The organism is Stenotrophomonas sp. MYb57, assembly GCF_002966815.1.
GTDB lineage: Bacteria > Pseudomonadota > Gammaproteobacteria > Xanthomonadales > Xanthomonadaceae > Stenotrophomonas > Stenotrophomonas indicatrix.
Genome location: NZ_CP023271.1, coordinates 3,178,637 through 3,204,656 on the forward strand (window position 1 = coordinate 3,178,637; position 26,020 = coordinate 3,204,656).

The following is a 26,020-nucleotide window of genomic DNA, read 5'->3' on the forward strand; positions in this document are numbered from 1 at the left end:
ATACTGGTGCACATGTCCCCCGTCCCTGCCCCCCTCGATCCGGCCCTGGCCGTACAGCGCATCCGCGATCTGGCGCGCGCGCATGGCTTCCAGCGCTGCGGTATCGCCGGCATCGAACTGGGCGAGGACGAGGCGCACCTGGCCGACTGGCTGGGCCAGGGCCTGTACGGCACGATGGACTGGATGGCACGCCACGGCACCCTGCGCGCGCGCCCGGCAGAGCTGCTTCCCGGCACCGTGCGGGTGATCTCGGTGGGCATGGACTACAGCCACAGGGACGACACCGAAGCGTGGGCGACCCTGGCCGATCCGGGGCGCGCCTACGTCGCCCGCTACGCGCTCGGCCGCGATTACCACAAGCTGATGCGCAACCGCCTGCAGAAGCTGGCCACGCAGATCAACGATGAAGTGGCGCCGCTGGGCTACCGCGTCTTCGTCGATTCGGCGCCAGTGCTGGAACGCGCGCTGGCACGCAACGCGGGGCTGGGCTGGATCGGCAAGCACACCTGCCTGATCGACCGCCACGGCGGCTCGTGGTTCTTCATCGGCGAGATCTACATCGACCTGCCGCTGCCGATCGACACGCCGGCCAGCGCGCACTGCGGCACCTGTACGCGCTGCATCGACGTCTGCCCGACCCAGGCCATCACCGCCCCGCAGCGGCTGGATGCGCGCCGCTGCATCTCCTACCTGACCATCGAGCATGACGGTGCGATTCCAGTGGAGATGCGACCGCTGATCGGCAACCGCATCTATGGCTGCGACGACTGCCAGCTGGTCTGCCCCTGGAACAAGTTCGCCAAGCGCACCGACGAAGCTGACTTCCGCGCCCGCAACAACCTGGACACCGCACGCCTGGACCAGTTGTTCGCCTGGGACGAAGCTGAATTCCTGCGCCGTACCGAAGGCAGCCCGATCCGCCGCAGTGGCCATGAGCGCTGGCTGCGCAACATCGCCGTGGCGCTGGGCAATGCGCCAACCACGGCAGAGACGCTGTCGGCGCTGCAGACGCGCGCCGAGGCTGCTTCACCCGTAGTCCGCGAACACGTGCAATGGGCACTGGCCCAGCACGGCCAGCGCTGACGTGCGATCCTGAGCCCCCTGCTCCATCTGCCCCACGCCGTCACCATGCAGCCACGCAACAACGACGTCTTCACCCCCAGCCAGCTCAACACCCTGGCGCGCGACCTGCTGGAAGGCAGCTTCCCGGCAATCTGGGTGGAAGCCGAACTGGGCAGCGTGGCGCGGCCGGCGTCCGGCCATCTGTATTTCACCCTGAAGGACGCGCGTGCACAGTTGCGCGCTGCGATGTTCAGGATGAAGGCGCAGTACCTGAAGTTCGTGCCGCGCGAGGGCATGCGCGTGCTGGTGCGCGGCAAGGTGACCCTGTACGACGCCCGTGGCGAGTACCAGATGGTGCTGGACCACATGGAGGAAGCCGGCGAAGGCGCGCTGCGTCGCGCGTTCGAGGAACTGAAGGCGCGGCTGGAAGCCGAGGGACTGTTCGACCCGGCCCGCAAGCGGCAGATGCCGGCCCACGTGCAGCGCCTGGCGGTGATCACCTCGCCCACCGGTGCCGCCGTGCGCGATGTGCTGAGCGTGCTCGGCCGCCGCTTCCCGTTGCTGGAAGTGGATCTGCTGCCGACCCTGGTACAGGGCGCAACCGCTGCCGCACAGATCACCCGCCTGCTGCAGGCCGCCGATGCCAGCGGTCGCTACGACGTGATCCTGCTGACCCGTGGTGGTGGCTCGCTGGAAGATCTGTGGGCCTTCAACGATGAAGCGCTGGCCCGCGCAATCGCCGCCAGCGGCACGCCGGTGGTCTCGGCGGTGGGTCACGAAACCGACTTCAGTCTCAGCGATTTCGCTGCTGACCTGCGCGCGCCTACGCCATCGGTGGCCGCGGAACTGCTGGTACCCGATCAGCGCGACCTGGCCCTGCGCCTGCGCCGCAACGCGGCTCGCATGGTGCAGCTGCAACGCCACGCCATGCAGCAGGCCATGCAGCGCGCTGATCGCGCCCTGCTGCGCTTGAACGCACAGAGTCCGCAGGCACGACTGGATCTACTGCGCCGTCGTCAGCTGGACCTCGGACGTCGCTTGCATGCGGCGCACAACCAGCAGCAGGAGCGTCGCGCAGCCCGTTTGCGCCACGCTGCCGCAGTGTTGCGGGGCCATCATCCGCAGCGGCAGATGGAGGCGCTGCGACGTCGCCTTGCCGCGTTGGGCGGGCGCCCACAAGCGGCGCTGCAGCGCCTGCTGCAGCGTGATGCGCTGCGCCTGCGTGGCCTTGCACGTTCGCTGGAAGCGGTCAGTCCGCTGGCGACCGTCGCGCGTGGCTACAGCATCGTGACCCGTGCAGACGATGGCGCGCTGGTGCGCCGGATCGAGCAGGTACAACCGGGTGACGCACTGCAGGCCCGGGTCGGCGACGGCGTGATCGACGTACAGGTGACTGCGGTCAAGTAAGGGGTGTTCGGCAGGGCTGCGCCCTGCACCCGCAGAAGCAACGGCAACAGCCGAAGCAACGGCAGAAGCGGGTTTCCTGAGGGATGGCGGGGTGGGCCCGGTTGCGGGGGACGCTGCAAGTACGTCCATGTAAGCTCGGTCGCGCCATCCATGGCGCTTACGCCCCCGCAACCGGACCCACCCCGCCTTCGAGAGTTTCCCGGTGGCGGTTGGTACATCCATGCCATGCGTGAATGAATCTCCATCGAGATCGAATATTTCGACAATTGATCGAAATGCATCCACGCATGGCGTGGATCTACCGTGTCGACCAAGGTCGACACCCACCAAGGGCAGGCCATGCCGTTCCGACAGATCGCGAAATCTGTCGAAGGCGGGGTGGGTCCGGTTGCGGGGTGTCAGCCGCATGGATGCGGCTGCCAAGCCCCCATGGACGGGTTCACGGCGTCCCCCGCAACCGGACCCACCCCGCCATCCCACAGGAAGCCAGCTGTTGCTGTTGAGGTTGCCGGCCAGCGGCCGGCACTACCGCTTCGGCAGGTGCAGGGCGCAGCCCTGCCGAACCACCCTTTACCTGGCCTGCTCGCAGAACTTCTGCCGATACTCCAGTGCCTTCGGCATCAACGCCTGCAGGTTCTGGATACGGGTACCCGGATTGGGGTGGGTCGAGGCGAACTCCGGCGGCGACTGGCCACCACCGGCCTGGCCCATGCGCTGCCACAGCGGCACCGCCTCGCGCGGGTCGAAGCACGCCGCGGCCGCCAGCATCAGGCCCACTTCATCGGCCTGCGTCTCGTGGCTGCGCGCGTACGGCAACAGATAACCATAGCCCATCGCCGACATCATCATCTGCTGCTGCTGCGCATCCATGCCACTGGCGGCGCCGGCTACCTGGCCGATCTGGGTCAGCTTCTGCTGGGCCATGCGCTGTGCACCATGGCGCAGCAATGCATGGGCGATCTCATGGCCCATCACCACCGCCATCGCATCGCGGGTGCGCGCCACCGGAATCAGCCCCGTGTAGACCGCCATCTTGCCACCGGGCAGGCAGAAAGCATTGGCCTGCTCGGACGGAATCACGTTCACTTCCCACTCGAAATCGCGTGCGAAGTGTGCCGGCTGCAACCCGTGTTCCTGCGCCAACGCGGTTTCGACCACATCCACCTTGGCGATCAGTCGCTCGGCAATCGCGCGGACGTCGCGCGAGACCTGTTCATTCGGGCCCAAAGGGCGTTCCTGCGACAGGATCTGCTGGTAGGCCTGCAGGCCCAGCGCCTTCTCCTGGCTGGCGTCCAGGCTGCTGTCGATCAGCACCTTCTCGCCGGTATAGGGATCGACCGCACGGTTGGAGAACCAGTAGAACGCCGCGTAGCCGGCGGCCAGCAGCAGCACCCACCAGCGGATGTTGCCGAACAGGCCACGCCGCTGCTGCGGCGAGCGGGAAAAAGGATCGTTGCGCATCGGCTGGTCTTCCGGCTGACCCCGCCGGCCGGCGGGTACGGCGCAATCTTAGTGCGGCCCTGCCTGCGGCGGGTGAAACCGGCGCCGATCCAGTCGTGCCCGTCAGATCCCTCGCACCAGCCGGAAGCCGATGCGCGCGTTGGTGGTATCCGAATCCTGCGATTGCCGCCACGCCGCCCGGGTCTGCTCCGGCGCGTTGGCCCAGTTGCCACCCCGGATCACCCGTGAACGGCACCCCGGGTTGAACCACGCCACACCATCAGCCGGCGCGCGCCGATAGCTGGCATGCCAGCAATCGGCCACCCACTCGCTCAGATTGCCGCCCATGTCATGCAGCCCGAAGGCGTTGGCCTGGAAACTGGCGACCGGGGCCGGTCCCCACCAACCATCGCCATAGCCGACAAAGGCGTTGTGCCAATGCCTGCCCGAAGGCGAAACATCCTTGCTGCCGGTGTAATTGCCACTGCCTTCCGGTGGCAGCCCGGCATCGCCCCACGGGTAGCGGCCACTGCTGCCGGCACGCATCGCGTACTCGAACTCGGCCTCGCTGGGCAGGCGGTAGCTGCGGCCGGTCTGTTCGGACAGCCAGTTCGCGTAGTTCTCGGCATCACGAACGCTCACGTGCATCACCGGCGAATTGCCCAGTGCCCGCCCGCCGTCATAGTCGGACCGCCAGTCCACGCCGCTGCGACGGATGAAATTGCCGCTGCGCTCGTCATAGACCACCGAATGTCCACGCCGGGTCGCACGTGGGCGGGCATTGGTCGCCTTCACATAGCGCTCGAAGTCACCCACGGTGATCTCGGTGATCGCCATCGCGTACCCACGCTCGAAACGCACATAGTGCGATGGCCGCTCTGCGTCGGTTGCGCCCGGTTCGGTATCACTGGCGCCCATCTGGAATCCACCATGCGGCACCACGATCATCTGCGGTCCACGGCCGCCATCACGCAGCGCATCGCTGAACACCTGCCCCGGCCTGAAGCTGCCGTAATGGGTGGCCAGTTCGATGCGTTCGCGCAGCTGCGCCACCACCGCGTCGCCCGGCAAGGCAATGCGCAACGCTTCGGCCAGCTTCTCGCGCGCAGGCTTCAGCCCCTGCGGGGTGGTCAGATCATGCAGGCCGCCATCGCGCAGCTGGACCAGTGCCGCTGCACGGATCTGCTCGATGCGCTCGAACGCATCGGCGATGGTCGGTGACGAATCCCTTACCTTGCTGGCTTCTGCCAACCACGCGCCGGCACTGGCGAAATCGCGGATACGCGCGGCATCCTCGGCACGCCGGATCAGCCCACTTTCCGCAGCTGCCAGGCCCTGCCGCGCGCGACGATTCGCCGGGTCCAGCGCAAGTGCCTCACGGAAGTTGCCAATCGCACCATCACCCGCTTCGCCGATACGGTCGGCACGCAGATCGTCTTCGCCCGCGCGGTTGTAGGCGACCACGCGCTGCGCGGTCTCGACCCGCCCCTGCAGCGCGCGCACCTTCTCGTCCTTCGGCGCCAGGGTCAGCAGCACCAGCGCCTGGCGCCCGGCTTCGGCCAGCGCCTCACGCTGCTGCAATGGCCGCTGCAACAAGGCATCGGCCTGCTGCTGCAGCTTCTGTTTCGCGCGTTGCAGGCCCAGGCGCGCCTGCCGATCGTCGGGTTCCTCCTCCTGCACTGCCAGCCACAGGGGCACGGCCGCATCGCCATCTTCATACAGATGCCCCCGCGCGAATGCCTGGTCGGCAGCCCGGCGCAGCTGTGCCAGCGTACGTCCCTGGCGATCGACCCGCGGCGGCGTCCACTGCTGGATGTCCTCGGCCGCGTCGTCACCGGCAATGGTCACCGTGCCCCGCCCGGTACCACGCGCTGGACCGGCCTCTGGTGCGGCATCGGCCGGCTGGGCTGCGGCGGCACCGGCGGTCTGCGCAGGGGGCGACGGCGTGCAACCGGCCAGGCTCACGGCCAAGGCGGTAAACAGCGCGGGCGACAGCAGAAAACGCAAGCAGGGCCTCCTTCGGCACGGATGCGGACCGACGTTAGGCTATTCTCCCCTGCCTGAGCAAACCCGAGTAGTAGGCCCTGACACGTGGCAACCTGGATCACCACCCCCGCCGAGCTGGACACATACCGCCAGCAGCGGCCGACCCGCGTCGGCCTGGATACCGAATTCATCCGTGAACGCACCTTCTGGCCACAGCTGGCGCTGGTGCAGATGGCCGTCGGCGAGGACATCCTGCTGATCGACCCGTTGATTCCCGGCATGCCCGAGGCCTTGGCGCCGTGGCTGGCCGATGAATCCATCACCAAGGTGATGCATAGCGCCAGCGAAGACCTGGTGGCGTTCAAGTGGACCTGTGGCGTGCTGCCGCGTCCGTTGTTCGACACCCAGATTGGCGCCGCGCTGGCTGGCATCGGTGCTGGCATGGGCTACCAGAAGCTGGTGCAGGAGATCACCGGCGTGGCACTGGAAAAGGGCGAAACCCGCTCTGACTGGATGCGCAGGCCGTTGTCGGACTCCCAGCTGAAGTACGCCGCCGACGACGTCGAGCATCTGTTCGCGATGCACGACGCCATCTCCGCCAAGCTGGAAACGCTGGGGCGCCAGCAGTGGCTGCACGACGATGGCGAGCGCCTGCTGGCCAGCGTGGCAAATGACGAAGACCGCTGGCCCCACCTGGGCATGCGCTCGGCGCAGTTCCTGGACGCGCCCGCGCAGCGCCGCCTGCTGCGCCTGCTGCGTTGGCGCGACGTGCAGGCGCGCGCCAGCGACCGCCCGCGCAGCTGGATCCTGGACAACGAACTGGCCGCCACCCTGGCACGCACCCCGCCAGCCGATGCCGCTGCAGTGAGCAAGCTGTTCGAACAGTTCCCGAAGGCGCCGCGCAAGCTGGCCGCTGCGGTATGGCAGGCGCTGGACACGCCGCTGGCCGACGAAGCCGATGCGCCGTTGGCGATGCAGGCCAGCGATGCCAGCAAGCAGCTGCTGAAGAAGCTGCAGGATGCGGTGGCCGAACGCAGCCGCGAGCTCGGCCTTGCCGACGGCGTGCTGGCCTCACGCAAGCATCTGGAAAGCTATCTGGAGCATCAGCAGTGGCCGGCTGCACTGGCCGGCTGGCGCCAGCAGGAACTGGAGCCGGTGCTGGCACCGCTGTTGCCAGCTGCTTGAGCCCCCCTGCCGTCGTCGCGCATGCAGCGCGGCGACGGCCGACACCGGTATCGCATTAAGATCTGGTGCGTGCCTGCAACGCGCGGCACTTCGCGCTGCTTCCCCTCGAATCCCATCCGGCGCCTATCGCCGCATGGGGCAGTGCCCGCCGCGATCCTGTACGCACGCCAACGTGATCCCGCCGCGCCGTTTACCTGCATGACTGCAGACACATACGCCCGCATCGGCGGCATGCAAGAGTGAATCGCACGTCACCTCGTTCGCCTGCTCAGGGCACTGGTGGACGACGCATCCCGCAGGGCCGATGCCGTCGGCGCAGGTCCTGCCCACGCTGCTGCGCAAAGGACTCCCATGCACACGATCATCTCCGAATGGACCGCAGCTCCCTCCTCCCGGGCCATGCGCCACCTGCGCCGATGGCTGGGCGTTTCACTCCTGTGCGTCGCTGCCAGTGCCAGCGCCGCCGATGACCTGCAGGCACGCATCGCACAGGCGTTGCAGGGCAACACGACGCCGGCGATGGGAGTGCTGGTGATCCGCGACGGCAGGATCGCCGAGCAGGCCGTCAGCGGCTTACGCCGCAATGATGAAAAAGTGGCCGCCAACAACGGCGATGCCTGGATGATCGGCTCGACCGGTAAACCGATCACCGTGGCGATGATCGCGCGTCTGGTCGAACAGGGCGTGCTGAAATGGGATGCGCCACTGTCGACGATGCTGCCCGACCTGGCGGCACAGATGCAGCCGGCCTACCGCAACGTCACGCTGGTGCAGCTGCTGTCGCACCGCGCCGGCCTGCCGGAGAACCTCACCGATGGTGCCGCGCTGGATGCGTTCTTCACTGACACGCGTGCCCTGCCCGTACAGCGCGAGGCGTACATCAAGGCTGCGTTGTCAGAGGCGCCGGTGCACCCGCCGGGAACCGAATTCGCTTACAGCAACAGCGGCTTCCTGATCGCAGCGGTGATCGCCGAGCGCGCCACCGGCAAGGACGTGGAAACGCTGATCCAGCGTGAGGTGTTCCAACCGCTGCAGATGACCGGCGCCGGCTTCGGGCCGACCACTGCCGGGCAGCCGCTGGGCCACCGCGGCGGAAAACCCGTGACCAGGGCGCCGCAGAAAGCCGATGACGGGGTACCGCCGATCTACACCGCCGCCGGCAACCTGCACATGCGCCTGCAGGACCTGGCACTGTTCGCCATCGACCAGCTCGCCGGCAGTCACGGCAAGGGCACGCTGTTGACGCCGGCGTCCTACACGCTGATGCAGAGCGCGCAACCGGGCAGCCCATCGGGTCTGGACTGGGGCGTGCAGCCGGCGATCGCCGGCCGTCAGGGCCCGGTGCTGGTACACGGCGGCTCTGATGGCAACTGGCTGGCCTGGGTGGTGCTGTTCCCCGCACAGAACAGTGGCGTGATCGCCATTGCCAACGCCGCCGAAGACATGGGGGCCGACACAGCCACCATGGGCGTGCTCGGCGGTCTGTTCGCTGAACTGGCCCCTGCTGTCGCGCCTGCCGCCAGGTAGACTCCTCGCGACGCCCTGTACCTGCGGGGCGTCGTCCTGCCGCACCACTGCAGGCGGTAACAGGCATGCACCGGATTGCCTAGAATGCGCGTCCGATCATCTGCAAGGACGCTGTTACCCATGCCGCATTCCCCCCACGAAGCGATGGCCCTGCGCCGCGAAGCACGCGATGCGCTGCAGCAGGAGCGTTTCGATGATGTCGACCGCCTGCTCGGGGAGGTGGAGCAACAGTGGCTCGACGGTGGCACCCCGCGCTTTGGATATGGCTGGCTGCTCGCCACCCTGCTTGAGCCTGCGCAGGACCTGCCTGCCCGCCTTGAACGGGCCCGGCAGTGGTGCGCACGACAGCCACACAGCCCGCACGCGTGGGCCGTGCTGGGCACGCTGTGGGACCGGGTTGCCGGCCGCATCCGCTCCACCGATACCATCGAGAAGATCCGTCAGGCGCAATGGGACGGTGCTGCGCTGGCACGCGACCACGCTCTGGCCGCATGGCTGCACACCATCGCACGCCATCCACGTCCCGCCTTCGTACTGGGGCGGATGCTGCGGATGGCCTGCTATCTGGGCGAGCCGCGCTGGTTGCAGCAGTTGCAACGCGGTGGACGCGCCGATCTGTACACAGCGCAGCAGCGCCAGGACCCGGAAGCATTCGCCGCCGCGGTCGCATTGCTTGCGCCCTACGGTGCCCCCTTGGATGAACTTCCCGCCCTGCCCGCTGTGCTGGCGCACCGCAGCGAAGAAGCATTCGAGTATGCCGCCGACTACTGGCTGGAGCTGGCGCTGTCGTTCCGTGCCGATGATGTCGACGTGCTCGAGATCTATCTGTATTACCTGTACCCGCGCTGGGGCGGCAGCCACGCGCTGATGCAACACTTCATCGATGGTCCCGAAGCATCACGATTGATGCTTCCGCAGCGTAATCGACTGCGTGTGGTCAAGGAGCGCGACTGGCTGTGGCTCGCCCCGGATGCCGACGATGCCGAGGCCATCGCCGAACAGGAGCAGGCCTATCGCGCCCTGCTCGACCTGCACCTGGATGCATCAACGCGGGCACAGGTGCTGTGCTGGCGGGCGATGCTGGACTACCACCTCGGCCGCGACGAACCGCAGGAAAACCAGGTGAACTGGGACCAGATGCGGATGACGCATGCCCGTGACTGCCTGGCAGAGGCGTTCGCGTTGGATCCCGGCTGTGTGGTCGATGAGGGCATGAACGCACTGGAAGCCTGTGCGCATTTTGCACGCGTCGACGGCGCCGACGCGCTGTTCGCGCAGGTACTCGCCAGTGTCGAAGACTGGACCGACAGCGCGCATGCCCTTGCGTGGTTGGCTGCTGGTCGTCAGTCCGGCCTGTTCGGCTTCAGCGCGGACAGCGCCCTGGCCGCGCAGCACCTGCAGGGAGCGCTGGCGACGGCCGACGAAGATGGCGTGGAGTTGTCCACGGTGGCTGCCAACCTGTTCTGCTCGGTTTCCGCGCCGGCCGGTCTGCAGATGCTGCTGCAGCTCGCGCACGCCGGCGACCCGAGGTCGATGGCATCGCTGGTGGATCTGTACCGCGGGCGTGTGGCCGGCAAGGACTTCCCCGCCTACGTCGACCCCGTGCAGGAGGCGCTGTGGACCGAGCGTGCGATTGCTGCCGGCGACCTGGTGGTGATCTACAACCGCGCCTGGCAGCTGGGCGAGATCTTCAGGGAGACGCCCGACCCCGCGCTGCAGCAGCAGTCGCGCATGTTGTATCGGCGCTGCGTGGACGAGGCCGAGCCGCATGACCGGGTATGGCGCCCTGCACACATGAATCTCGCGGTGCTGCTGTATCAGGGCGAGGATGACAACGACAAGCGCGAAGCGGTGTTCGACCTGCTGGGGCCGCTGTGGTGGCGCGGCGACAGCACGACGCAGGCCTGGGCGGCAGGCTTCCTGGCCGATGTGTTCCACTTCGGCAATGGTGTGCCTGCCAATGCCTTCCTGGCCAAGACCTGGCTTGACCGGGCCGCCGATGCGGAGCCGGACAACGCGGAGGTGCTGCGCATGCGCCCGTTGATCGATGGGCAGGGCAAGTTGTTTGGTGCCAGCCGTGCAGCGCGTCAGCAAGCCCGCGACCGCGACAAAGTGGACCTGCGCAGCTGGCAGCTGACCTTCGGCCTGGATGCAGTACCGGACCGGCACGACGTGCACCCGGTCTGAACCAGCCGCAGGCCAACGACAGACGCCCTGCACAGGCAGGGCGTCTGCAGGAAAGTGCAAGGGTGCCGGTATCGCGTGCGATACCGGCCGATGCGGCTTACCAGTTCATGTTCAGCGAAACACCCACGGTGCGCGGTTCGTTGTAGACCGCGGCCATGTAGTTCTCGATCACACCCTTGAGGTTCTTCTCGTTGGTGATGTTGCGCGCGAACAGCGCCACTTCGTAGGCACCGTAGTTGCCTGAATAGCCGATCTTCAGGCCACCCTCGAAATCACCCTTGGAGTTGAACTCCTTGCTGTCGTACAGCACGAAGCTGGTGTAGCCCTGCTTGTTCCAGTCGGTGGACACGAACATCGTGGCCGCGTCGCTGACCGGGAAGTCGTAGCGCGCTGCCAGGTTGATGTTGTACTTCGGTGCGTTCGGCAGCGGGTTGCCATCGATCTGCGCGAAGGTGTTGGCACCGACCTTGATGGTCGGATCGTTCACCGTGCACACCACCTGGCCGTTCAGGCCGCAGACCTGCGCGTAGACGCGCTTGTCCTTGATCTCGCTGTGCAGCAGGCTCAGGCCGGCGCTCAGGGTCAGGTTCTGGATCGGGCGCAGCTCCATGTCCGCTTCGAAGCCGTAGGCCTTGGCCTTGTCGGCGTTGAACAGCACGCCGTTGCCGTCCGAATCGTTGCCGTTGAGCTGGATGTCGTTGACGGTGTAGGTGAACGCGGTGGCGTTCAGGCGCAGGCGGTTGTCCCACAGGCTGCTCTTCACGCCCGCTTCCCAGGACAGGATCGTTTCCGAATCGGCGGTGGTGAAGTCGGCATTGAACACCGCCGAACGGCCCTGGATGGTCGGGCCACGGAAGCCGCGGGCGACCTTCGCATAGACGCTCACGTCCGGGGTGATCTGATACATCGCGCTCAGATCCCAGCTCGGGGTGGTGTCGGTCATCTTGACGTCGGTGCGGCCCTTGTAGGTGACCAGGCCGGCAGCGGTATCGGCCGTCTTCAGCAGACGGGTGTGCTTCTCATCGCGGGTCTGGCGCAGGCCGGCGGTGACGGTGAACTTGTCGGTGAAGGCGTAGCTCAGCTGGCCGAAACCGGCCCAGGAGGTGTTCTTGTTGCGCAGGCGCACCCAGTTGTTCGGGTTGCGCGCAGCGCCCTTCAGGAACCAGCCGCGCTGGTAGAAGTCGGTGGTGTCGCTGCCGTTGAAGTAGAACGCACCGGCCTGCCACTGCAGGGCGCTGTCGTCATGGCTGGCCAGGCGGAACTCCTGGGTCCACTGGTCCAGGTCACGGATCTGGCCCATCGACTGGCCGTAGCCGTTCGGCACGCCATTGACCGGGAAGTTGACCGCAGCGCCGCCGTCGGTGTCACCGCGGCTGTAGCCGGAAGTGGTCTCGTAAGCGGTGATCGAGGTGAAGTCGATCGCGCCGAAGTCATAACGCGCCTTCACCGAACCGCCGTAGGTCTTGTACGCCTGCGGGTTGTTGTCGGCCTCGTCGTAGGCGACCTGGTCACGCGGCACGTCGGTCTTGTTCGAGCCCTTGGTCAGTGCGTTGCGCAGGAACAGGGTCGAGGTGCCTTCGTAGTCGCGGGCGTGGGCCGAAGCAAGGATCGAGAACTGGTCGCTCGGGGTCAGCAGCAGCTGCGCGCGCACGTTGCGGTCGTCGAAGCCGCCCATGGCGTTCTTCTTCGGGCTGACCGTGCCATCGGCGCTGGGGCCGGTGTAGGTGTTGTCGACGTAGTCGTCGCGGTGCTGGTACAGCGCCGACACGCGGAACGATGCGATGTCGTTGATCGGGCCGCCGAAGCCACCGTCGATCGACACGCTGTTGTAGGAGGCATAGCTGGCGCTGACGCGACCGCTGTAGTCCTGGGTCGGCTTGAGGGTGTCGAACTTGACGATGCCGGCGGTGGTGTTGCGGCCGAACAGCGAGCCCTGCGGACCGCGCAGCACTTCCACCTGGTCCACGTCATAGACCGGGTTGGACTTCAGCACCACGTGCTCCAGCACGACGTCGTCCTGGATGATCGACACCGGCTGCGAGGCACCGAGGTAGAAATCGATGTTGCCCAGGCCGCGGATGTAGAAGCGCGGGAAGATGCGGCCGGTGGTGGTTTCCGCATACAGGCTCGGCACGCGGCCGGACAGCGCCAGCAGGGTGTCGTCGCCGCCGGCGGTGAAGTCGCGCATGCGCTCGCCCTGCACCACGCCTACCGACACCGGCACTTCCTGCAGGTTCTGCTCGCGGTGCTCGGCGGTCACGGTGATGGTGTCCAGCCCGGTCGGGGTCGGTGCACTGTCCTGCGCGGCAGCACCGAAGCTGGCAGCCAGCGCCAGGCCTGCACAGGCCAGGGCCAGCGGATGGCGACGGAAGGAAACGAAGGAGGACGACATGCCCGACGAACGGCGGGAATCGGAATGGGAAGGCATCGAAAGCTCTGAGGAGGCGTCCGTGCGGCCTGCGCTGACCGGGCGGCAAATAGGAGGAAAACTGCGCAAGCGGCCATTATCCTCCAAATTGTTACAATTTCGTTGCGCCGGCAGACAGCAGGGGTATCAGGCCTTTTTCGGCACAGTCCGGCCTCAGCCGTGCTGCGGTAACGGCGCCAGCGCGACCTCGACCATCGCCAGCAGGCGTTCGCGGCTGATGCCGTCTCGCGCCTGCACCGAGATGCCATGCAGCACCGTGGCGAAATGATCGCCCAGCGCCTGCACGGATAGATCGGCCGCCAGCTCGCCAGCCGCCTGCGCCTGCTGCAGCCGCGCGATGATCGCCGCCGTGCGCTGGCGGCGGTGGCTGGCCAGCCAGTCGCGTACGCCCTCGCCATCCGGTGACACGCTGCTGGCCGAGGACACTACCAGGCAGCCATGCGGACGACCGCGACGGGTGTAGGTCAACACGGCATCCCGCAGCATGCTGCCGATCGCATCGCGCAGTGACGCCTGCTCCAGCGCGCGCGGCGCGAAGCCGCCCTCGCCTTCCTCGTACAGCGCCACCGCTTCGCGGAACAGCTGCTCCTTGCTGCCGAACGCGGCGTAGATGCGCGCCGAGGCAATGCCAAGCGCTTCGACCAGGGCCGACATCGAGGTGCCCTCATAGCCGTGCTGCCAGAACAGCAGCATCGCCTTGCGCAATGCCTGGTCCCTGTCGAATTCGCGCGGTCGCCCTGCCATCTGCCTGCCTGCCGTTCTGAGGCGCGCAGTGTAACGCGGGTGTTGACCATCCCGATGCACGCGCCTATTCTTTGTCGACCGACAAACAATTGGAGCAACACATGCAAACCCTCAAAGGCCCCAGCCTGCATCTGGCGCAGTTCGCTGGCGACCAGGCGCCGTTCGACAGCCTGTCCGGCATCGCCGCCTGGGCGGCCGGTCATGGTTTCAAGGCCCTGCAGATTCCGGCATGGGACGCGCGCCTGTTCGACCTGGCCACCGCCGCCGACAGCCAGGACTACTGCGATGACCTGCGTGGCACCCTGGCCGAGCACGGCCTGCAGGTCAGCGAGCTGACCACCCACATCCTGGGCCAGCTGGTGGCGGTGCATCCGGCCTACGATGAGCTGTGCGATGGTTTCGCACCGGAAGCACTGCGCGGCAATCCGCAGGCACGCAGCGAATGGGCACAGCAGCAGCTGCATCTGGCCGCCCGCGCCTCGCGCCGGCTCGGGCTGCAGGACATGGGCACCTTCTCCGGCTCGTTCGCCTGGCCCTACCTGTTCCCCTTCCCGCAGCGTCCGCCGGGCCTGATCGATGCCGCATTCGATGAGCTGGCACGCCGCTGGCGGCCGATCCTCGATACCTGCGAGGACAACGGCATCAACCTCTGCTACGAAATCCATCCCAGCGAAGACCTGCACGATGGCACCAGCTTCGAACGCTTCTTCGAGCGTGTGGGCCAGCACGAGCGCTGCCGCATCCTGTTCGATCCCAGCCACTTCGTGCTGCAGCAGCTGGATTACCTGCAGTTCCTGGACATCTACCATCCGCTGATCCGCATGTTCCACGTCAAGGATGCGGAGTTCCGTCCCAATGGTCGCCAGGGCATCTACGGTGGCTACGCCGACTGGACCGAACGCGCGGGCCGCTTCCGCTCGCTGGGCGACGGCCAGGTCGATTTCAAGTCGATCTTCTCCAAGTTGGCGCAGTACGACTACGCCGGCTGGGCAACGCTGGAATGGGAGTGCTGCCTGAAGGACCAGGAAGCCGGTGCGCGCGAAGGTGCCGCCTTCATCCGCGACCACATCATCCCGGTCACCGACAAGATCTTCGACGACTTCGCCGGCGCGCCGATCAGCAGCGCCCAGATGCAGCAGATGCTCGGCATCGCCTGAGCCCCCACAGGAACATCCCCATGACGAACATCCCCACCGCTGGTACCCCCGGCGACGACCCCCTGCGCCACCACTACCTGCGCATCGACGGCCAGCGCGTGCATTGCGTCTCCGCCGGCAGCGGTCAACCGGTGCTGTTGATTCCCGGCTGGCCGCAGACCTGGTACGCCTGGCGCCACGTGCTGCATGCGCTGGCCGAGGCCGGCTTCGAAGCGATCGCGGTCGACCCGCCCGGCATCGGCGAATCCGATCGCCCTGCGCACGGCTACGACACCGGCAGCGCCGCCGCAGTACTGCACCAGACCATGCAGGCGCTGGGCCACGAGCGCTATCAGGTGGTCGGCCATGACATCGGCATGTGGATCGCCTATGCATTGGCCAGCGACCAGCCGCAGGCGGTGCAGCGCCTGGCCGTGACCGAGGCGGTGATTCCCGGGTTGGCACCCGAGCCGGGCATCTTCGCCGCGCCGGCCGACAACATCTTCCTGTGGCACTTCATGTTCAACCAGGTGGCCGATCTGCCCGAGGCCCTCATCACCGGTCGCGAACGTGCCTACCTGGACTTCATGTTCGACCGCTGGTCGTACCGGCGCGACGCGGTGGCCAGCGAAACCTACATCGCCGCCTACAGCCGCCCCGGCGCGTTGCGTGCAGGGTTTGCCTGGTACCGTGCGATTCCGGAAACCATCCGCCAGAACCAGCTCCGCGCACAACGCCGGTTGACGATGCCGGTGCTGGCCATCGGCGCCGAGCACGCCACCGGCAATGCCCCCATGCTGACCCTGCAGCCGCACGCCGATGACCTGCGCGGCAGCGTCGTGCCGGGGTGTGGCCACTTCATCATGGAAGAGGCACCGGACGCCTTCCTCGCCCAGCTGCTGCCGTTCCTGCAGGAGGCTGACCATGCCGCTTGAACCTGCATTGCAGTCTTTCGTCGATGCGGTGGCGGCGCAACCGCTGCCAGACGATCTGCTCGAACTGCGCGCACTGAGCGAGCAGGCGCTGCCCACGCTGCAGGGTGCCACCGAGGCGGTATCGCATGTCGTGGAGCACGTCATCAGCGCGCGCGACGGTTATGCGCTGGTCGTGCGCCTGTATACGCCCACAGCCAACGGCACCGAGCTGCGCCCTGCCCTGTTGTTCGCCCACGGCGGTGGTTGGTTCCAGTGCTCGCTGGCGGTCTATGACGGCCCCTGCCGGGCCCTGGCCAATGCCAGCGGCCATGTCGTCGCTGCCGTCGGCTATCGCCTGGCGCCGGAGCATCCGTTCCCGACGCCGCTGCACGACGTCGCCGATGCGTGGCTGTGGCTGCAGGCCCATGCCGCCGCGCTGGGTCTTGATCCGGCACGGCTGGTCATCGGCGGCGACAGCGCCGGCGGCAATCTCGCCGCCGCGTGCTGCCTGCTGCTGCGCGATCAGGGACTGCCGTTGCCATCGCATCAACTGCTGCTGTACCCGGCACTGGATGCCACCATGGCCAGCGGCTCCTACCGCGAGTTCGCCGACGGCTACTACCTCAGCGCTGAACTGATGCAGCGCTGCTGGCAGGCCTACCTCGGCGACAGTGACCGCCGACAGGCGCTGGCTTCGCCCCTGCACGCCCGCGATCTGCGTGGCCTGCCGGCGGCCACGGTGCTGAGCTGTGAGTTCGATCCGCTGCGCGACGAAGCTGAACAGTACGCCGCCAATCTGCGGGAAGCGGGTGTGGACTGCACGCAGGAGCGCCTGCCGGGGATGATCCACGCCTGCATCCACCTGCATGGTGTGTCGGCGGCGACCGACATCGCGATCCAGCGCGCGGCGGCCCTGCTGCCCTGAGCCAGGCCTGCAGCGGCGCAGAGCACCTGCGCCGCTGTGTCCGGCCCGCCCCTTTGCAGCCGGCACCGGCCAGCGCTATGCTAGGGTCGTCACGTGGCGCCAGCTCCGCTGCCCACGGGATGCAACACCCCCATGGGGCCATAGCTCAGCTGGGAGAGCGCGTCGTTCGCAATGACGAGGTCAGGAGTTCGATCCTCCTTGGCTCCACCATATGAAAAACAGAAAGCCCCGGCACTGCCGGGGCTTTCTGTTCTGGCCAGCCGCTCAGGCCGGGTCCTGCCCGCCGTCCTTGCGCACGGGCGCGCGCGAATGTGCATCGCGCACCTTCTGGTCCTGCTGGCCGGGACGCTGCTTGGCCACTTCATCCTGCTGCCGGTCCTGCCGACTCTCCTGCACACCTTCGCGTGCGTGGGAGGGCTTCTTGTCATGTTCGCTCATGCATCGCTCCGACGGCGCCGGCAACAGGCCAGCGTGACGCAGACAACGCTAGCGGCGACTGCGTGATGTGACGGTCAGCTGCCTGCGAACAGCGCGTGCAGCCATCACACCCCGGCAATTACCGCCACCCGTTCAACATCCACCAGATCCAGATACGCGCCGCCAATCAGCTGCGTTTCGCCCAGTAGGCCAACGAAAGGCGTGCGTTAGAAGAAGGCAGGCACCGGAATGTTCCGGTGCCTTCAAGACGCGGTCGCTCAATCCAGCTTCACCACCAGCTTGCCGAAGTTGCGCCCCTGCAGCAGGCCGAAGAAGGCTTCGGGTGCATTTTCCAGGCCCTGCACGACGTCTTCGCGGTACTTGATGCGCCCATCGCGCAGCCACTGCGGCATGTCGCGCTCGAATTCCGGCCACAGATGCTTGAAGTCATGCACGATGAAGCCACGCACGGTCAGGCGCTGGCGCAGGATCTGGCTGAACAGCGCAGGCAGCCGATCCGGTCCGGGCTGCGCGACGCCGCGGGCGTTGTAGGTGGCGATGGTGCCGCACACCGGAATGCGCGCGAAATCATTGAGCAGCGGCAGCACGGCATCGAGCACATGGCCACCCACGTTCTCGAAGTACACGTCGATGCCATCCGGCACGGCAGCGCGCAGCTGTTCGGCAAAACCAGAGGCGCGATGGTCCAGCGCCACGTCCACGCCCAGTGTTTCCAGATAGGCACGCTTGGCCTCACCGCCGGCGATGGCAACCACCCGCGCGCCCTGCAGCTTGGCCAACTGGGCCACGGTGGCGCCAACCGGTCCACTTGCAGCGGCCACCACCAGGGTCTCGCCGGGTTGCAGCTTGCCGATTTCGATCAGGCTGGAGTACGCGGTGAACCCCGGCATGCCGTACACGCCCAACGCTGTGCTCAGCGGCAGCCCGGCCGGATCCAGGTGCCGGCTGATCGCATCACCCGCCACCACGGCATGCGTCTGCCAGCCACCGGGGGCCAGCACCAGCTCGCCCACCGCCAGGCCAGGCGCCTGCGACTGCAGCACCTCGGCCACGGTCTGGCCCTCCATCACCGCATCCACTGCCACCGGCGGTGCGTACGACGGGCCATCGTCCATGCGTCCGCGCATGTACGGATCCAACGACAGGTAGCGGTTGCGCAGCAGCACCTGGCCCGGGGCCAATGCCGGTAGCGGCACCTGTTCGAGGCGGAAATTGGCGGCGACCGGCGCACCTTGGGGGCGCGAGGCAAGCACGATGCGGGTGGTTGAATCGGACATGTCCAATGGCTCTGCTGCGGGCAGCATCGGGAGGGGAACCGCGACAGTACGCCGCGCCCTGCCCTCGTGGGTGCCATGAAAACAGCGTTCCATCGGTGCCTTCCCTGCTCCGTCCCTGCATCGCTTGCCCCGTCAGCTTTGGCGCCAGCGGCGGGCTGCTGTTTTCCGCGTCCGGCGATCCCGGTCGAGCCGGCTCAACGCAGGATCAATCACTTGCAGGGCCTTCCGCCGGCCGCAGACACCAATGTGAAGGTTTTTTTCCAAAACGCTTGCCGAACCTGTCCTACGTCCGTAATATGCGCGTCCTCGGCAGCGACATCGCTGCAACGAAACAAGTGGCCGAGTAGCTCAGTTGGTAGAGCAGGGGATTGAAAATCCCCGTGTCGGCGGTTCGATTCCGTCCTCGGCCACCACTTTCGAAGACCTGCAGAAATGCGGGTCTTTTTTTTCTACATGGCCGAGTAGCTCAGTTGGTAGAGCAGGGGATTGAAAATCCCCGTGTCGGCGGTTCGATTCCGTCCTCGGCCACCATGTTCGAAGACCTGCAGAAATGCAGGTCTTTTTTTGTCCGTGACGTTCCGTCCACGCACGACATGGATCGCGCCGCATCGATCCTGCGCGGATGCGGCACGTGGGTTGACGAAACATTCACACCTCCGCGTGCTGTGCAACCTACGCTCCAGACTCCTGCCCGGAGCCGACCAATGCGCTTGCACCCTGCCCTGCTCGCCTGCCTGCTGCTTTTCGCCGCACCGGCACTCGCTGCCGAGCCCGTGCGCGCGGTCAGCGAACTGGACATCGATCGCTATGCCGGCCAGTGGCACGAGATCGCCCATCTGCCGGTGTCGTTCCAGAAGCAATGCGTGGGCGAGATCACTGCCAACTACGGGCTGCGCCGCGATGGCCGGATCAGCGTCACCAACGCCTGCCGCAAGGCCGATGGCGAGCGGATTGTCGCCGAGGGTGTGGCGCGGCCCGTTGCCGGGCAACCCGGCCAGCTGCAGGTACGCTTCGTTCCCGACTGGCTTAGCTGGGTGCCTCTGGTCTGGGCCGACTACTGGGTGATCGCGCTGGACCCGGACTACCAGTGGGCGATGGTCGGTGAACCCGGCCGCAGGTATCTGTGGATCCTCGCGCGCCTGCCGGAGATGGACCGCGCCCTGTTCGACCAGCTCAAGGCGAAGGCGCAAGCGATGGGTTACGACCTGGCGACGCTGCGTCTGATGGCGCCCGTGCACGACGCGCCCGTACGCGACGCGCCCGCCGACTGAGGCGCCGCCCAACGGCGCACGCAACGTCTGCAATCCAGCATCGCGCACGCCTCGCGTGCATCTTCACGCGCTACCCTCTGTGGCCGGTCGCCGCGGGCGACCTTTTCCACCATACGCCGTAGTATGCTTATCCCACGCACCGCCTTCAGAGGACCTGCGCCCATGTTCCACCGCTTCCGTACCGTCTTGATCGTCCTGTGCACCCTGACCCTGGTCGCTTGCGGCGATGGCATCGTCAAGCGTGTTTCGGAACCGGCCGCGAGCCTGCAGCAGCTGACCGTGCAGGCCAATGGCGACTGGACTGTCGCCCTGCGCCTGCAGAATTACAGTTCGATGCCGATGACTTTCGACGACGTCGCACTGGCCCTGACCATCGGCGACACCGAGGCCGGCCCGCTGTCGGCCAAGCCGGGCATCTCCATCGGCGGCGTCTCTGCCGATGTCATCAACGTGAACTTCAAGCCCAGCCCGGCCGCACGCCTGGTGATCGCCGACGCACTGGCCAGCAACCGCACCCTCGCCTACAGCCTGAAGGGCACGGTGTCGGCCACGCCGCAGGAAAAGAAGCAGCGCACCTTCGATATCAACAGCCGCAGCACGCTCAACCAAGCCCCGGGCCTGCCCGGCGTGCTGCGCTGATCTCCGCTTTCCGCCGCGACGCATCGCGCCGCTCCCCCTGTTACTGATCAAATCGAGACGCACCGATGAGCAGCTACACCGCCCCGCTTTCCGACCTTCGTTTCGGCCTGCACGATGTGCTGAAGGTCGAGCCGCTGTTCGCCCGTCTTGGCTTCACCGACGCCACCGCCGATGTCGTCGATGCCGTGCTGGAAGAAGCCGGCCGCTTCAGCGCCAGCGTGCTGGCCCCGCTTAACAGCGTGGGCGACGAGATCGGCTGCGTGCTCGACCAGGCCAGCGGCGAAGTGACCACGCCACCCGGCTTCAAGCAGGCCTACGACCAGTTCGTCGACGGCGGCTGGACCGGCCTGACCGCATCGCCGGAACTGGGCGGCCAGGGCCTGCCGCACACGCTGGGCGTGCCGCTCAATGAAATGATCAACGCCGCCAACCTGGCCTGGGGCAACTTCCCGCTGCTGTCGCACGGCGCCATCGAAGCGCTGAAGCAGCACGGCGAAGCCTGGCAGCACGAGGCCTTCCTGAAGCCGCTGATCGAAGGCCGCTGGACCGGCACCATGTGCCTGACCGAGCCGCATTGCGGCACCGACCTGGGCCTGCTCAAGACCAAGGCCGAGCCGAACGCCGATGGCAGTTATTCGATCACCGGCACCAAGATCTTCATCACCGCCGGCGAGCACGACCTGACCGGCAACATCGTGCACCTGGTGCTGGCCAAGCTGCCCGATGCCCCCCCGGGCGCCAAGGGCATCTCGCTGTTCGTCACCCCGAAGTTCAAGGTCGACCGCGACGGCAACGTCGGTGAGCGCAACGCGCTGCGCTGCGGCTCGATCGAGCACAAGATGGGCATCAAGGGCTCGGTCACCTGCGTGATGAATTTCGATGGCGCCCAAGGCTACCTGGTCGGCCAGCCGCACAAGGGCCTGCAGGCGATGTTCACCATGATGAACACTGCTCGCCTGGGTGTCGGCCTGCAGGGCATCGGCCTGTCCGAGCGCGCCTACCAGAACGCGCTGAAGTACAGCCGCGAGCGCCTGCAGTCGCGTTCGCTCAGCGGCGCCAAGTTCCCGGACAAGCCGGCCGACCCGATCCTGGTGCATCCGGACGTGCGTCGCATGCTGCTGACCATCAAGTCGCTGGTGGAAGGCAGCCGCCTGCTGGCCCTGCATGCGGCCACCCTGATCGACGTCGCCCACCATGCAGACGATGCCGGTGAACGCGAGCGCGCTGACACCCTGGTGAGCTTCCTGACCCCGATCTCCAAGGCCTGCCAGACCGAATGGGGCATCGAGAACACCTACAACGCCCTGCAGTGCTTCGGCGGCCACGGCTACATCCGCGAGCACGGCATGGAACAGCTGGCCCGCGATGCCCGCATCACCACCTTGTATGAAGGCACCACCGGCATCCAGGCGCTGGACCTGATCGGCCGCAAGACCGCGTCCAGCCAAGGCGCTGGCCTGAAGCTGATGCTGGCCGAGATCGAGGCGTTCGCCAAGGCGAATGAAGGCAACGAGAGCCTGGCCGAGTTCATCGGCCCGCTGCGCGCCAAGGCCGCCGAGTGGGGCAAGCTGACGATGGACGTGCTGCAGCGTTCGGCCGCCAATCCGGACGAACTGGGCGCGGCCAGCTACGACTACCTGTTCTATTCGGGTTATGTGGTGCTGGCCTACTGGTGGGCCCGCAGCGTTGCCGCCGCCGATGCCAGCGCACACGGCGCAGCATTCGCCCAGGGCAAGCGCGAGACCGCGCGCTTCTACTTCGCCCGCGTGCTGCCGCGCACCCTCAGCCACGCCGCCGCCATCCAGGCGGGCGCCGCACCGCTGATGGCAATGGACGACGAACGCTTCGGCGCCTGAGCCGGGCCGCAGTCGGCACCCGGCACCCACGGTAGTGCCGGCCGCTGGCCGGCAACTGCAACAGCTGGAGCAACAGCAACAGCTGGTTTCCTGCGGGATGGCGGGGTGGGTCCAATTGCGGGGGACGGCGCAAGTACGTCCCTGTAGCCTCGATCGCGCCATCCATGGCGCTCACGCCCCCGCAACCGGCCCCACCCCGCCTTCTACATTTTCCCGGTAGATCCACGCCAAGCGTGGATGGAAACCACCCGTAATGCCTCTGGAGAAAAGCCCCCTTTTGTTAAAGGGGGCGCGCCGACAGGCGCGGGGAATAGGAAGAATGCGCGGACCTGAATCATTGCGATTTGGGTTACGCCCTCCGGGCGATACCCAAATCGCAATGATTCAGGTATAAGCTGTTTTCCCGATGGAGACAGACACTACACGCTTGGGTCTGATCGAAGCCGGAGCTCCGTTTTCTGCTCCGGGCGCCGAAGCATCGCCCAACGCCACGACGCTGCATCGCCCCGGCACGGTCCGGCTGCTCTCACTGGATGGTCATGGCCGGGTCCTGGACTGGATCACCTGGCAGGACGCCGCCTGCCTCTACGCCCGCGATGCCGTCGCCTGGACCCTCGGCGATCCCTGCCTGCACATCCACGGTGGGACCAATCGTCGCAGTGGCATGCAGAGCGGAATGGACCTGCACCCGATCATCGCCGCGCGCGGCCATGCCCGCTCGCGTGCACTGGACCCGACACCGAACCTGACCAACCCGGCCCTGTTCGCCCGCGATGCCCATCTCTGTCTTTACTGTGGACAGCAGTTCGGACGCCCGACTCTGACCCGCGACCACGTCATGCCCTTGTCCAAAGGCGGCCTGGACACCTGGGAAAACGTAGTCACCGCCTGCTTCCACTGCAATTCGCGCAAGAGCGACCGCACCCCGCAACAGGCCGGCATGCCGCTGCTGGCGGTGCCGTACCGGCCGAGCTGGATCGAGCACCTGATCCTGTCCAACCGCAACATCCTGGCCGACCAGATGGCGTTCCTGAGGGCCCAGCTGCCCAAGCGCTCCAAGCTCTGCACCTGAACATCCGGGAATGCAACCCTCACCGTCCTGTCACGGGCGGCGGCGTTTGCTTGCCCCACCCCCGTTTGAGGGCGAAAATGGGCGTTCAGAACAAGTGCGAACATGATGATCGACTCTGCCCGCTATCCCCGCCTCGCGCGCATCCAGACACCGGATGACCTGCGCACGTTCGACGAATCCGAACTGACGGCGGTTGCCGATGAACTGCGTGCCTACCTGATCGAATCGGTCGGCAAAAGCGGTGGCCATTTCGCCGCCGGCCTGGGCGTGATCGAGCTCACCGTGGCCCTGCACTACCTGTACCAGACCCCGGTCGACCAGCTGGTCTGGGACGTCGGCCACCAGACCTATCCGCACAAGATCCTCACCGGTCGCCGCGACGAGATCCATACCGTCAAGCAGAAGGATGGCGTCGCGCCGTTCCCCAAGCGCGAGGAAAGCGAGTACGACACCTTCGGTGTCGGCCACTCCTCGACCTCGATCTCGGCGGCACTGGGCATGGCCATCGCGCGCCAGACCGAAGGTGATGATCGCAAGGTCGTGGCCGTGATCGGCGACGGTGCGATGACCGCCGGCATGGCGTTCGAAGCGCTGATGCACGCCGGCGGCATGGAACCGGAACCGAACCTGCTGGTGATCCTCAACGACAACAACATGTCGATCTCCGAGGCAGTGGGCGGGCTGACCAAGATGCTCGGCCGCGCCACCGGCAGCCGCACGCTCAATGCGCTGCGCGAAGGCGGCAAGAAGATCCTCGGCGACAAGAAGAACAATCCCGCGCGTTTCGTGAAGCGCTGGGAAGAACACTGGAAGGGCATGTTCGTGCCGTCCACGATGTTCGAGGAAATGGGCTTCCATTACACCGGCCCGATCGATGGCCATGACCTGCCGGCGCTGCTGTCCGCGCTGAAAACGCTGCGTGCCTCCAAGGGCCCGAAGCTGCTGCATGTGATGACCACCAAGGGCAAGGGTTACGAGCCGGCCGAAGGCGACCAGATCGGTTACCACGCGGTGGGCCCGTTCGATCCGGACAAGGGCCTGGTGGCCAAGACCGGCGCGAAGAAGCCCACCTATACCGATGTGTTTGGCGACTGGTTGTGTGACGCCGCCGCAGCCGAGCCGCGTCTGTATGGCATCACTCCGGCAATGCGCGAAGGCTCGGGCCTGGTGCGCTTCAGCAGGGAATATCCGCAGCGCTACTTCGATGTGGCCATCGCAGAGCAGCACGCGGTGACCCTGGCCGCAGGCATGGCCACCCAGGGCGGCAAGCCGGTAGTGGCGATCTATTCCACCTTCCTGCAGCGCGCGTACGACCAGTTGGTGCATGACGTGGCCATCCAGGACCTGGATGTGCTGTTCGCGATCGATCGCGCCGGCGTCGTCGGCCCGGATGGTGCAACCCACGCCGGCAACCTCGACCTCAGCTTCCTGCGCTGCGTGCCGAACATGGTGGTGATGGCGCCCTCCAACGAGGCCGAGTGCCGGCAGATGCTCAGCACCGGCCTGCAGCACCCCGGCCCGGCTGCGGTGCGCTACCCGCGCGGCAGCGGTACCGGCGTGGATGCCGGCAGCGATCTGTCGACCCTGCCGATCGGCAAGGGCGAGCTGCGCCTGCAAGGCAACCGCGTCGCCCTGCTCGCGTTCGGCAGCACCGTCGCCGCCGCCGAACAGGTGGGTCGCGAACTGGGTTTGAGCGTGGTCAACATGCGTTTCATCAAGCCACTCGATCGCGAACTGGTACTTGCCATGGCCAACCAGCACGACGCCCTGGTGACGATCGAAGACAACGTGGTGGCGGGCGGCGCAGGTTCGGCCGTGGCCGAACTGCTCAATGCCGAGGACGTGCTGCGTCCGATCCTGCACCTGGGCCTGCCCGATGCCTTCCAGCATCACGCCAGCCGCGAGGACCTGCTGGCCGAGGCCGGCATCGATGCGGCCGGCATCCGTGCGGCCCTGCTCAAGCGCTGGCCGCAGCTGGCCGCCGGCAACCCGCCGTTGAGCGCGGCGGGCTGAGAGCGTTGCAGGGGTCTGGTGGGGCCAGGCCATGCGTGGCTCCCCAGGTTCCTCATCCACGCATGCCGTGGATCTACCAGATTGCTGGTGGCGCAAAAGCAGATCCACGCCATGCGTGGATGGCGCGGACCGTGCCGACACGCGGCGTGCTCAGCCGTAGCTGATCGCCTCGACAAACGCACCGCTGGACTCCACCCGCACCGAGGCGCGCTGGCCGGTATCGGTGAAATGCAGGCGGGCCAGGGTTTCGGCGAAATCGAAGGCACGGACGCCATCGCGGAACTCGATCGGCTCCGGCTTGTCCGGGTGCAGCACGCGCCATTGGCGCTGCTCACATTGCAGTCGGATCAACATGCGTTGCTCACTCCTTGAACAGCGTATCGACGACGAGAGAATGACCGCACCAGGCGCGACAGGAATGGCCAGTGCGAACCGGGACGCGCAAGGCGTCCCGGGAGTCGACAATACGAGGAAAGAAGTGTGATCGCTATCAGATTTTTCTGATCTTGAGCC

At 66.6% G+C, this 26,020-nt stretch carries 20 protein-coding genes and 3 tRNA genes; 16 read left to right on the forward strand and 7 right to left on the reverse strand.

All coding sequences use genetic code 11. The features are described 5' to 3' along the window. Window positions 1-12 precede the first annotated feature (12 nt). Window positions 13-1,083 carry a tRNA epoxyqueuosine(34) reductase QueG gene (queG, locus tag CLM74_RS14660; RefSeq protein WP_059064679.1) on the forward strand — a complete coding sequence of 357 codons (1,071 nt, stop codon included), beginning with the start codon at window positions 13-15 and terminating at the stop codon, window positions 1,081-1,083. Between the two features lie 45 nt (window positions 1,084-1,128). After that, window positions 1,129-2,469 carry an exodeoxyribonuclease VII large subunit gene (gene xseA / locus CLM74_RS14665; RefSeq protein ID WP_032978676.1) on the forward strand — a complete coding sequence of 447 codons (1,341 nt, stop codon included), beginning with the start codon at window positions 1,129-1,131 and terminating at the stop codon, window positions 2,467-2,469. 570 nt (window positions 2,470-3,039) lie between these two features. Here the strand turns inward: xseA and CLM74_RS14670 are convergent. Continuing rightward, window positions 3,040-3,930, reverse strand: coding sequence for a M48 family metallopeptidase (locus tag CLM74_RS14670; RefSeq protein ID WP_025876363.1), 891 nt, complete (start codon window positions 3,928-3,930; stop codon window positions 3,040-3,042). 102 nt (window positions 3,931-4,032) lie between these two features. After that, complete coding sequence (locus CLM74_RS14675) at window positions 4,033-5,916, reverse strand: formylglycine-generating enzyme family protein (protein ID WP_105164398.1); 1,884 nt, start codon at window positions 5,914-5,916, stop codon at window positions 4,033-4,035. An 84-nt stretch (window positions 5,917-6,000) separates the two neighbouring features. Here CLM74_RS14675 and rnd point away from each other — a divergent pair, with 84 nt between their 5' ends. The 3 genes from rnd (at window position 6,001) to CLM74_RS14690 (ending at window position 10,794) form a co-directional block, all read left to right on the forward strand. Next, a complete protein-coding gene (gene rnd, locus CLM74_RS14680; RefSeq protein ID WP_105164399.1) occupies window positions 6,001-7,080 on the forward strand; it encodes a ribonuclease D in 1,080 nt (359 codons plus the stop codon). A 351-nt stretch (window positions 7,081-7,431) separates the two neighbouring features. Continuing rightward, complete coding sequence (locus CLM74_RS14685) at window positions 7,432-8,607, forward strand: serine hydrolase domain-containing protein (RefSeq protein ID WP_105164400.1); 1,176 nt, start codon at window positions 7,432-7,434, stop codon at window positions 8,605-8,607. A 120-nt stretch (window positions 8,608-8,727) separates the two neighbouring features. Continuing rightward, window positions 8,728-10,794, forward strand: a complete 2,067-nt coding sequence (locus tag CLM74_RS14690; protein WP_158684154.1) for a DUF4034 domain-containing protein — start codon at window positions 8,728-8,730, stop codon at window positions 10,792-10,794. A 97-nt stretch (window positions 10,795-10,891) separates the two neighbouring features. Here the strand turns inward: CLM74_RS14690 and CLM74_RS14695 are convergent, their stop codons facing one another. Next, on the reverse strand, window positions 10,892-13,222 hold the full coding sequence (locus CLM74_RS14695; RefSeq protein WP_033831598.1) for a TonB-dependent receptor: 2,331 nt from the start codon (window positions 13,220-13,222) through the stop codon (window positions 10,892-10,894). 153 nt (window positions 13,223-13,375) lie between these two features. Continuing rightward, complete coding sequence (locus CLM74_RS14700; RefSeq protein WP_025876357.1) at window positions 13,376-13,966, reverse strand: TetR/AcrR family transcriptional regulator; 591 nt, start codon at window positions 13,964-13,966, stop codon at window positions 13,376-13,378. A 101-nt stretch (window positions 13,967-14,067) separates the two neighbouring features. Between CLM74_RS14700 and CLM74_RS14705 the strand changes: the two genes are divergently transcribed. From CLM74_RS14705 to CLM74_RS14720, 4 genes are all read left to right on the forward strand, one after another. Further along, a complete protein-coding gene (locus tag CLM74_RS14705; RefSeq protein WP_105164402.1) occupies window positions 14,068-15,123 on the forward strand; it encodes a sugar phosphate isomerase/epimerase family protein in 1,056 nt (351 codons plus the stop codon). Window positions 15,124-15,143: 20 nt separating this feature from the next. Next, window positions 15,144-16,037 carry an alpha/beta hydrolase gene (locus CLM74_RS14710; RefSeq protein WP_105164403.1) on the forward strand — a complete coding sequence of 298 codons (894 nt, stop codon included), beginning with the start codon at window positions 15,144-15,146 and terminating at the stop codon, window positions 16,035-16,037. Further along, a complete protein-coding gene (locus CLM74_RS14715; RefSeq protein ID WP_105164404.1) occupies window positions 16,027-16,941 on the forward strand; it encodes an alpha/beta hydrolase in 915 nt (304 codons plus the stop codon). The genes CLM74_RS14710 and CLM74_RS14715 overlap by 11 nt, the downstream gene beginning before the upstream one ends. A gap of 134 nt (window positions 16,942-17,075) precedes the next feature. Next, window positions 17,076-17,151: transfer RNA gene (locus tag CLM74_RS14720), tRNA-Ala, on the forward strand. A gap of 54 nt (window positions 17,152-17,205) precedes the next feature. Here CLM74_RS14720 and CLM74_RS21675 read toward each other — a convergent pair. Beyond that, the gene (locus tag CLM74_RS21675; protein ID WP_170929538.1) at window positions 17,206-17,379 is read right to left on the reverse strand and encodes a hypothetical protein; all 174 of its coding nucleotides are present in this window, start codon (window positions 17,377-17,379) and stop codon (window positions 17,206-17,208) included. A 257-nt stretch (window positions 17,380-17,636) separates the two neighbouring features. Continuing rightward, entirely contained in the window at window positions 17,637-18,656 is a 1,020-nt protein-coding gene (locus tag CLM74_RS14725) for an NADP-dependent oxidoreductase (protein WP_033831605.1), read from the reverse strand. Between the two features lie 337 nt (window positions 18,657-18,993). Between CLM74_RS14725 and CLM74_RS14730 the strand changes: the two genes are divergently transcribed. The 7 genes from CLM74_RS14730 to dxs all read left to right on the forward strand — a co-directional run bounded on the left by CLM74_RS14730 (window position 18,994) and on the right by dxs (window position 25,507). Beyond that, window positions 18,994-19,069: transfer RNA gene (locus CLM74_RS14730), tRNA-Phe, on the forward strand. 42 nt (window positions 19,070-19,111) lie between these two features. After that, a tRNA-Phe gene (locus CLM74_RS14735) sits at window positions 19,112-19,187 on the forward strand. Window positions 19,188-19,360: 173 nt separating this feature from the next. Beyond that, window positions 19,361-19,927 carry a lipocalin family protein gene (locus CLM74_RS14740; RefSeq protein ID WP_158684155.1) on the forward strand — a complete coding sequence of 189 codons (567 nt, stop codon included), beginning with the start codon at window positions 19,361-19,363 and terminating at the stop codon, window positions 19,925-19,927. A gap of 162 nt (window positions 19,928-20,089) precedes the next feature. Next, on the forward strand, window positions 20,090-20,566 hold the full coding sequence (locus tag CLM74_RS14745; RefSeq protein WP_105164406.1) for an LEA type 2 family protein: 477 nt from the start codon (window positions 20,090-20,092) through the stop codon (window positions 20,564-20,566). Window positions 20,567-20,631: 65 nt separating this feature from the next. Beyond that, window positions 20,632-22,422, forward strand: coding sequence for an acyl-CoA dehydrogenase C-terminal domain-containing protein (locus tag CLM74_RS14750; protein ID WP_105164407.1), 1,791 nt, complete (start codon window positions 20,632-20,634; stop codon window positions 22,420-22,422). A gap of 406 nt (window positions 22,423-22,828) precedes the next feature. Then, window positions 22,829-23,494: an HNH endonuclease gene (locus CLM74_RS14760; RefSeq protein WP_025876340.1), complete on the forward strand. Its 666-nt coding sequence runs from the start codon at window positions 22,829-22,831 to the stop codon at window positions 23,492-23,494. 105 nt (window positions 23,495-23,599) lie between these two features. Next, complete coding sequence (dxs, locus tag CLM74_RS14765; protein WP_032951912.1) at window positions 23,600-25,507, forward strand: 1-deoxy-D-xylulose-5-phosphate synthase; 1,908 nt, start codon at window positions 23,600-23,602, stop codon at window positions 25,505-25,507. A 150-nt stretch (window positions 25,508-25,657) separates the two neighbouring features. On the opposite strand, the gene CLM74_RS14770 is transcribed toward dxs, so the two are convergent. Continuing rightward, window positions 25,658-25,861 (reverse strand): hypothetical protein, encoded by a 204-nt coding sequence (locus CLM74_RS14770; RefSeq protein WP_032978640.1) that lies wholly within the window; start codon window positions 25,859-25,861, stop codon window positions 25,658-25,660. Between the last annotated feature and the right edge of the window lie 159 nt (window positions 25,862-26,020).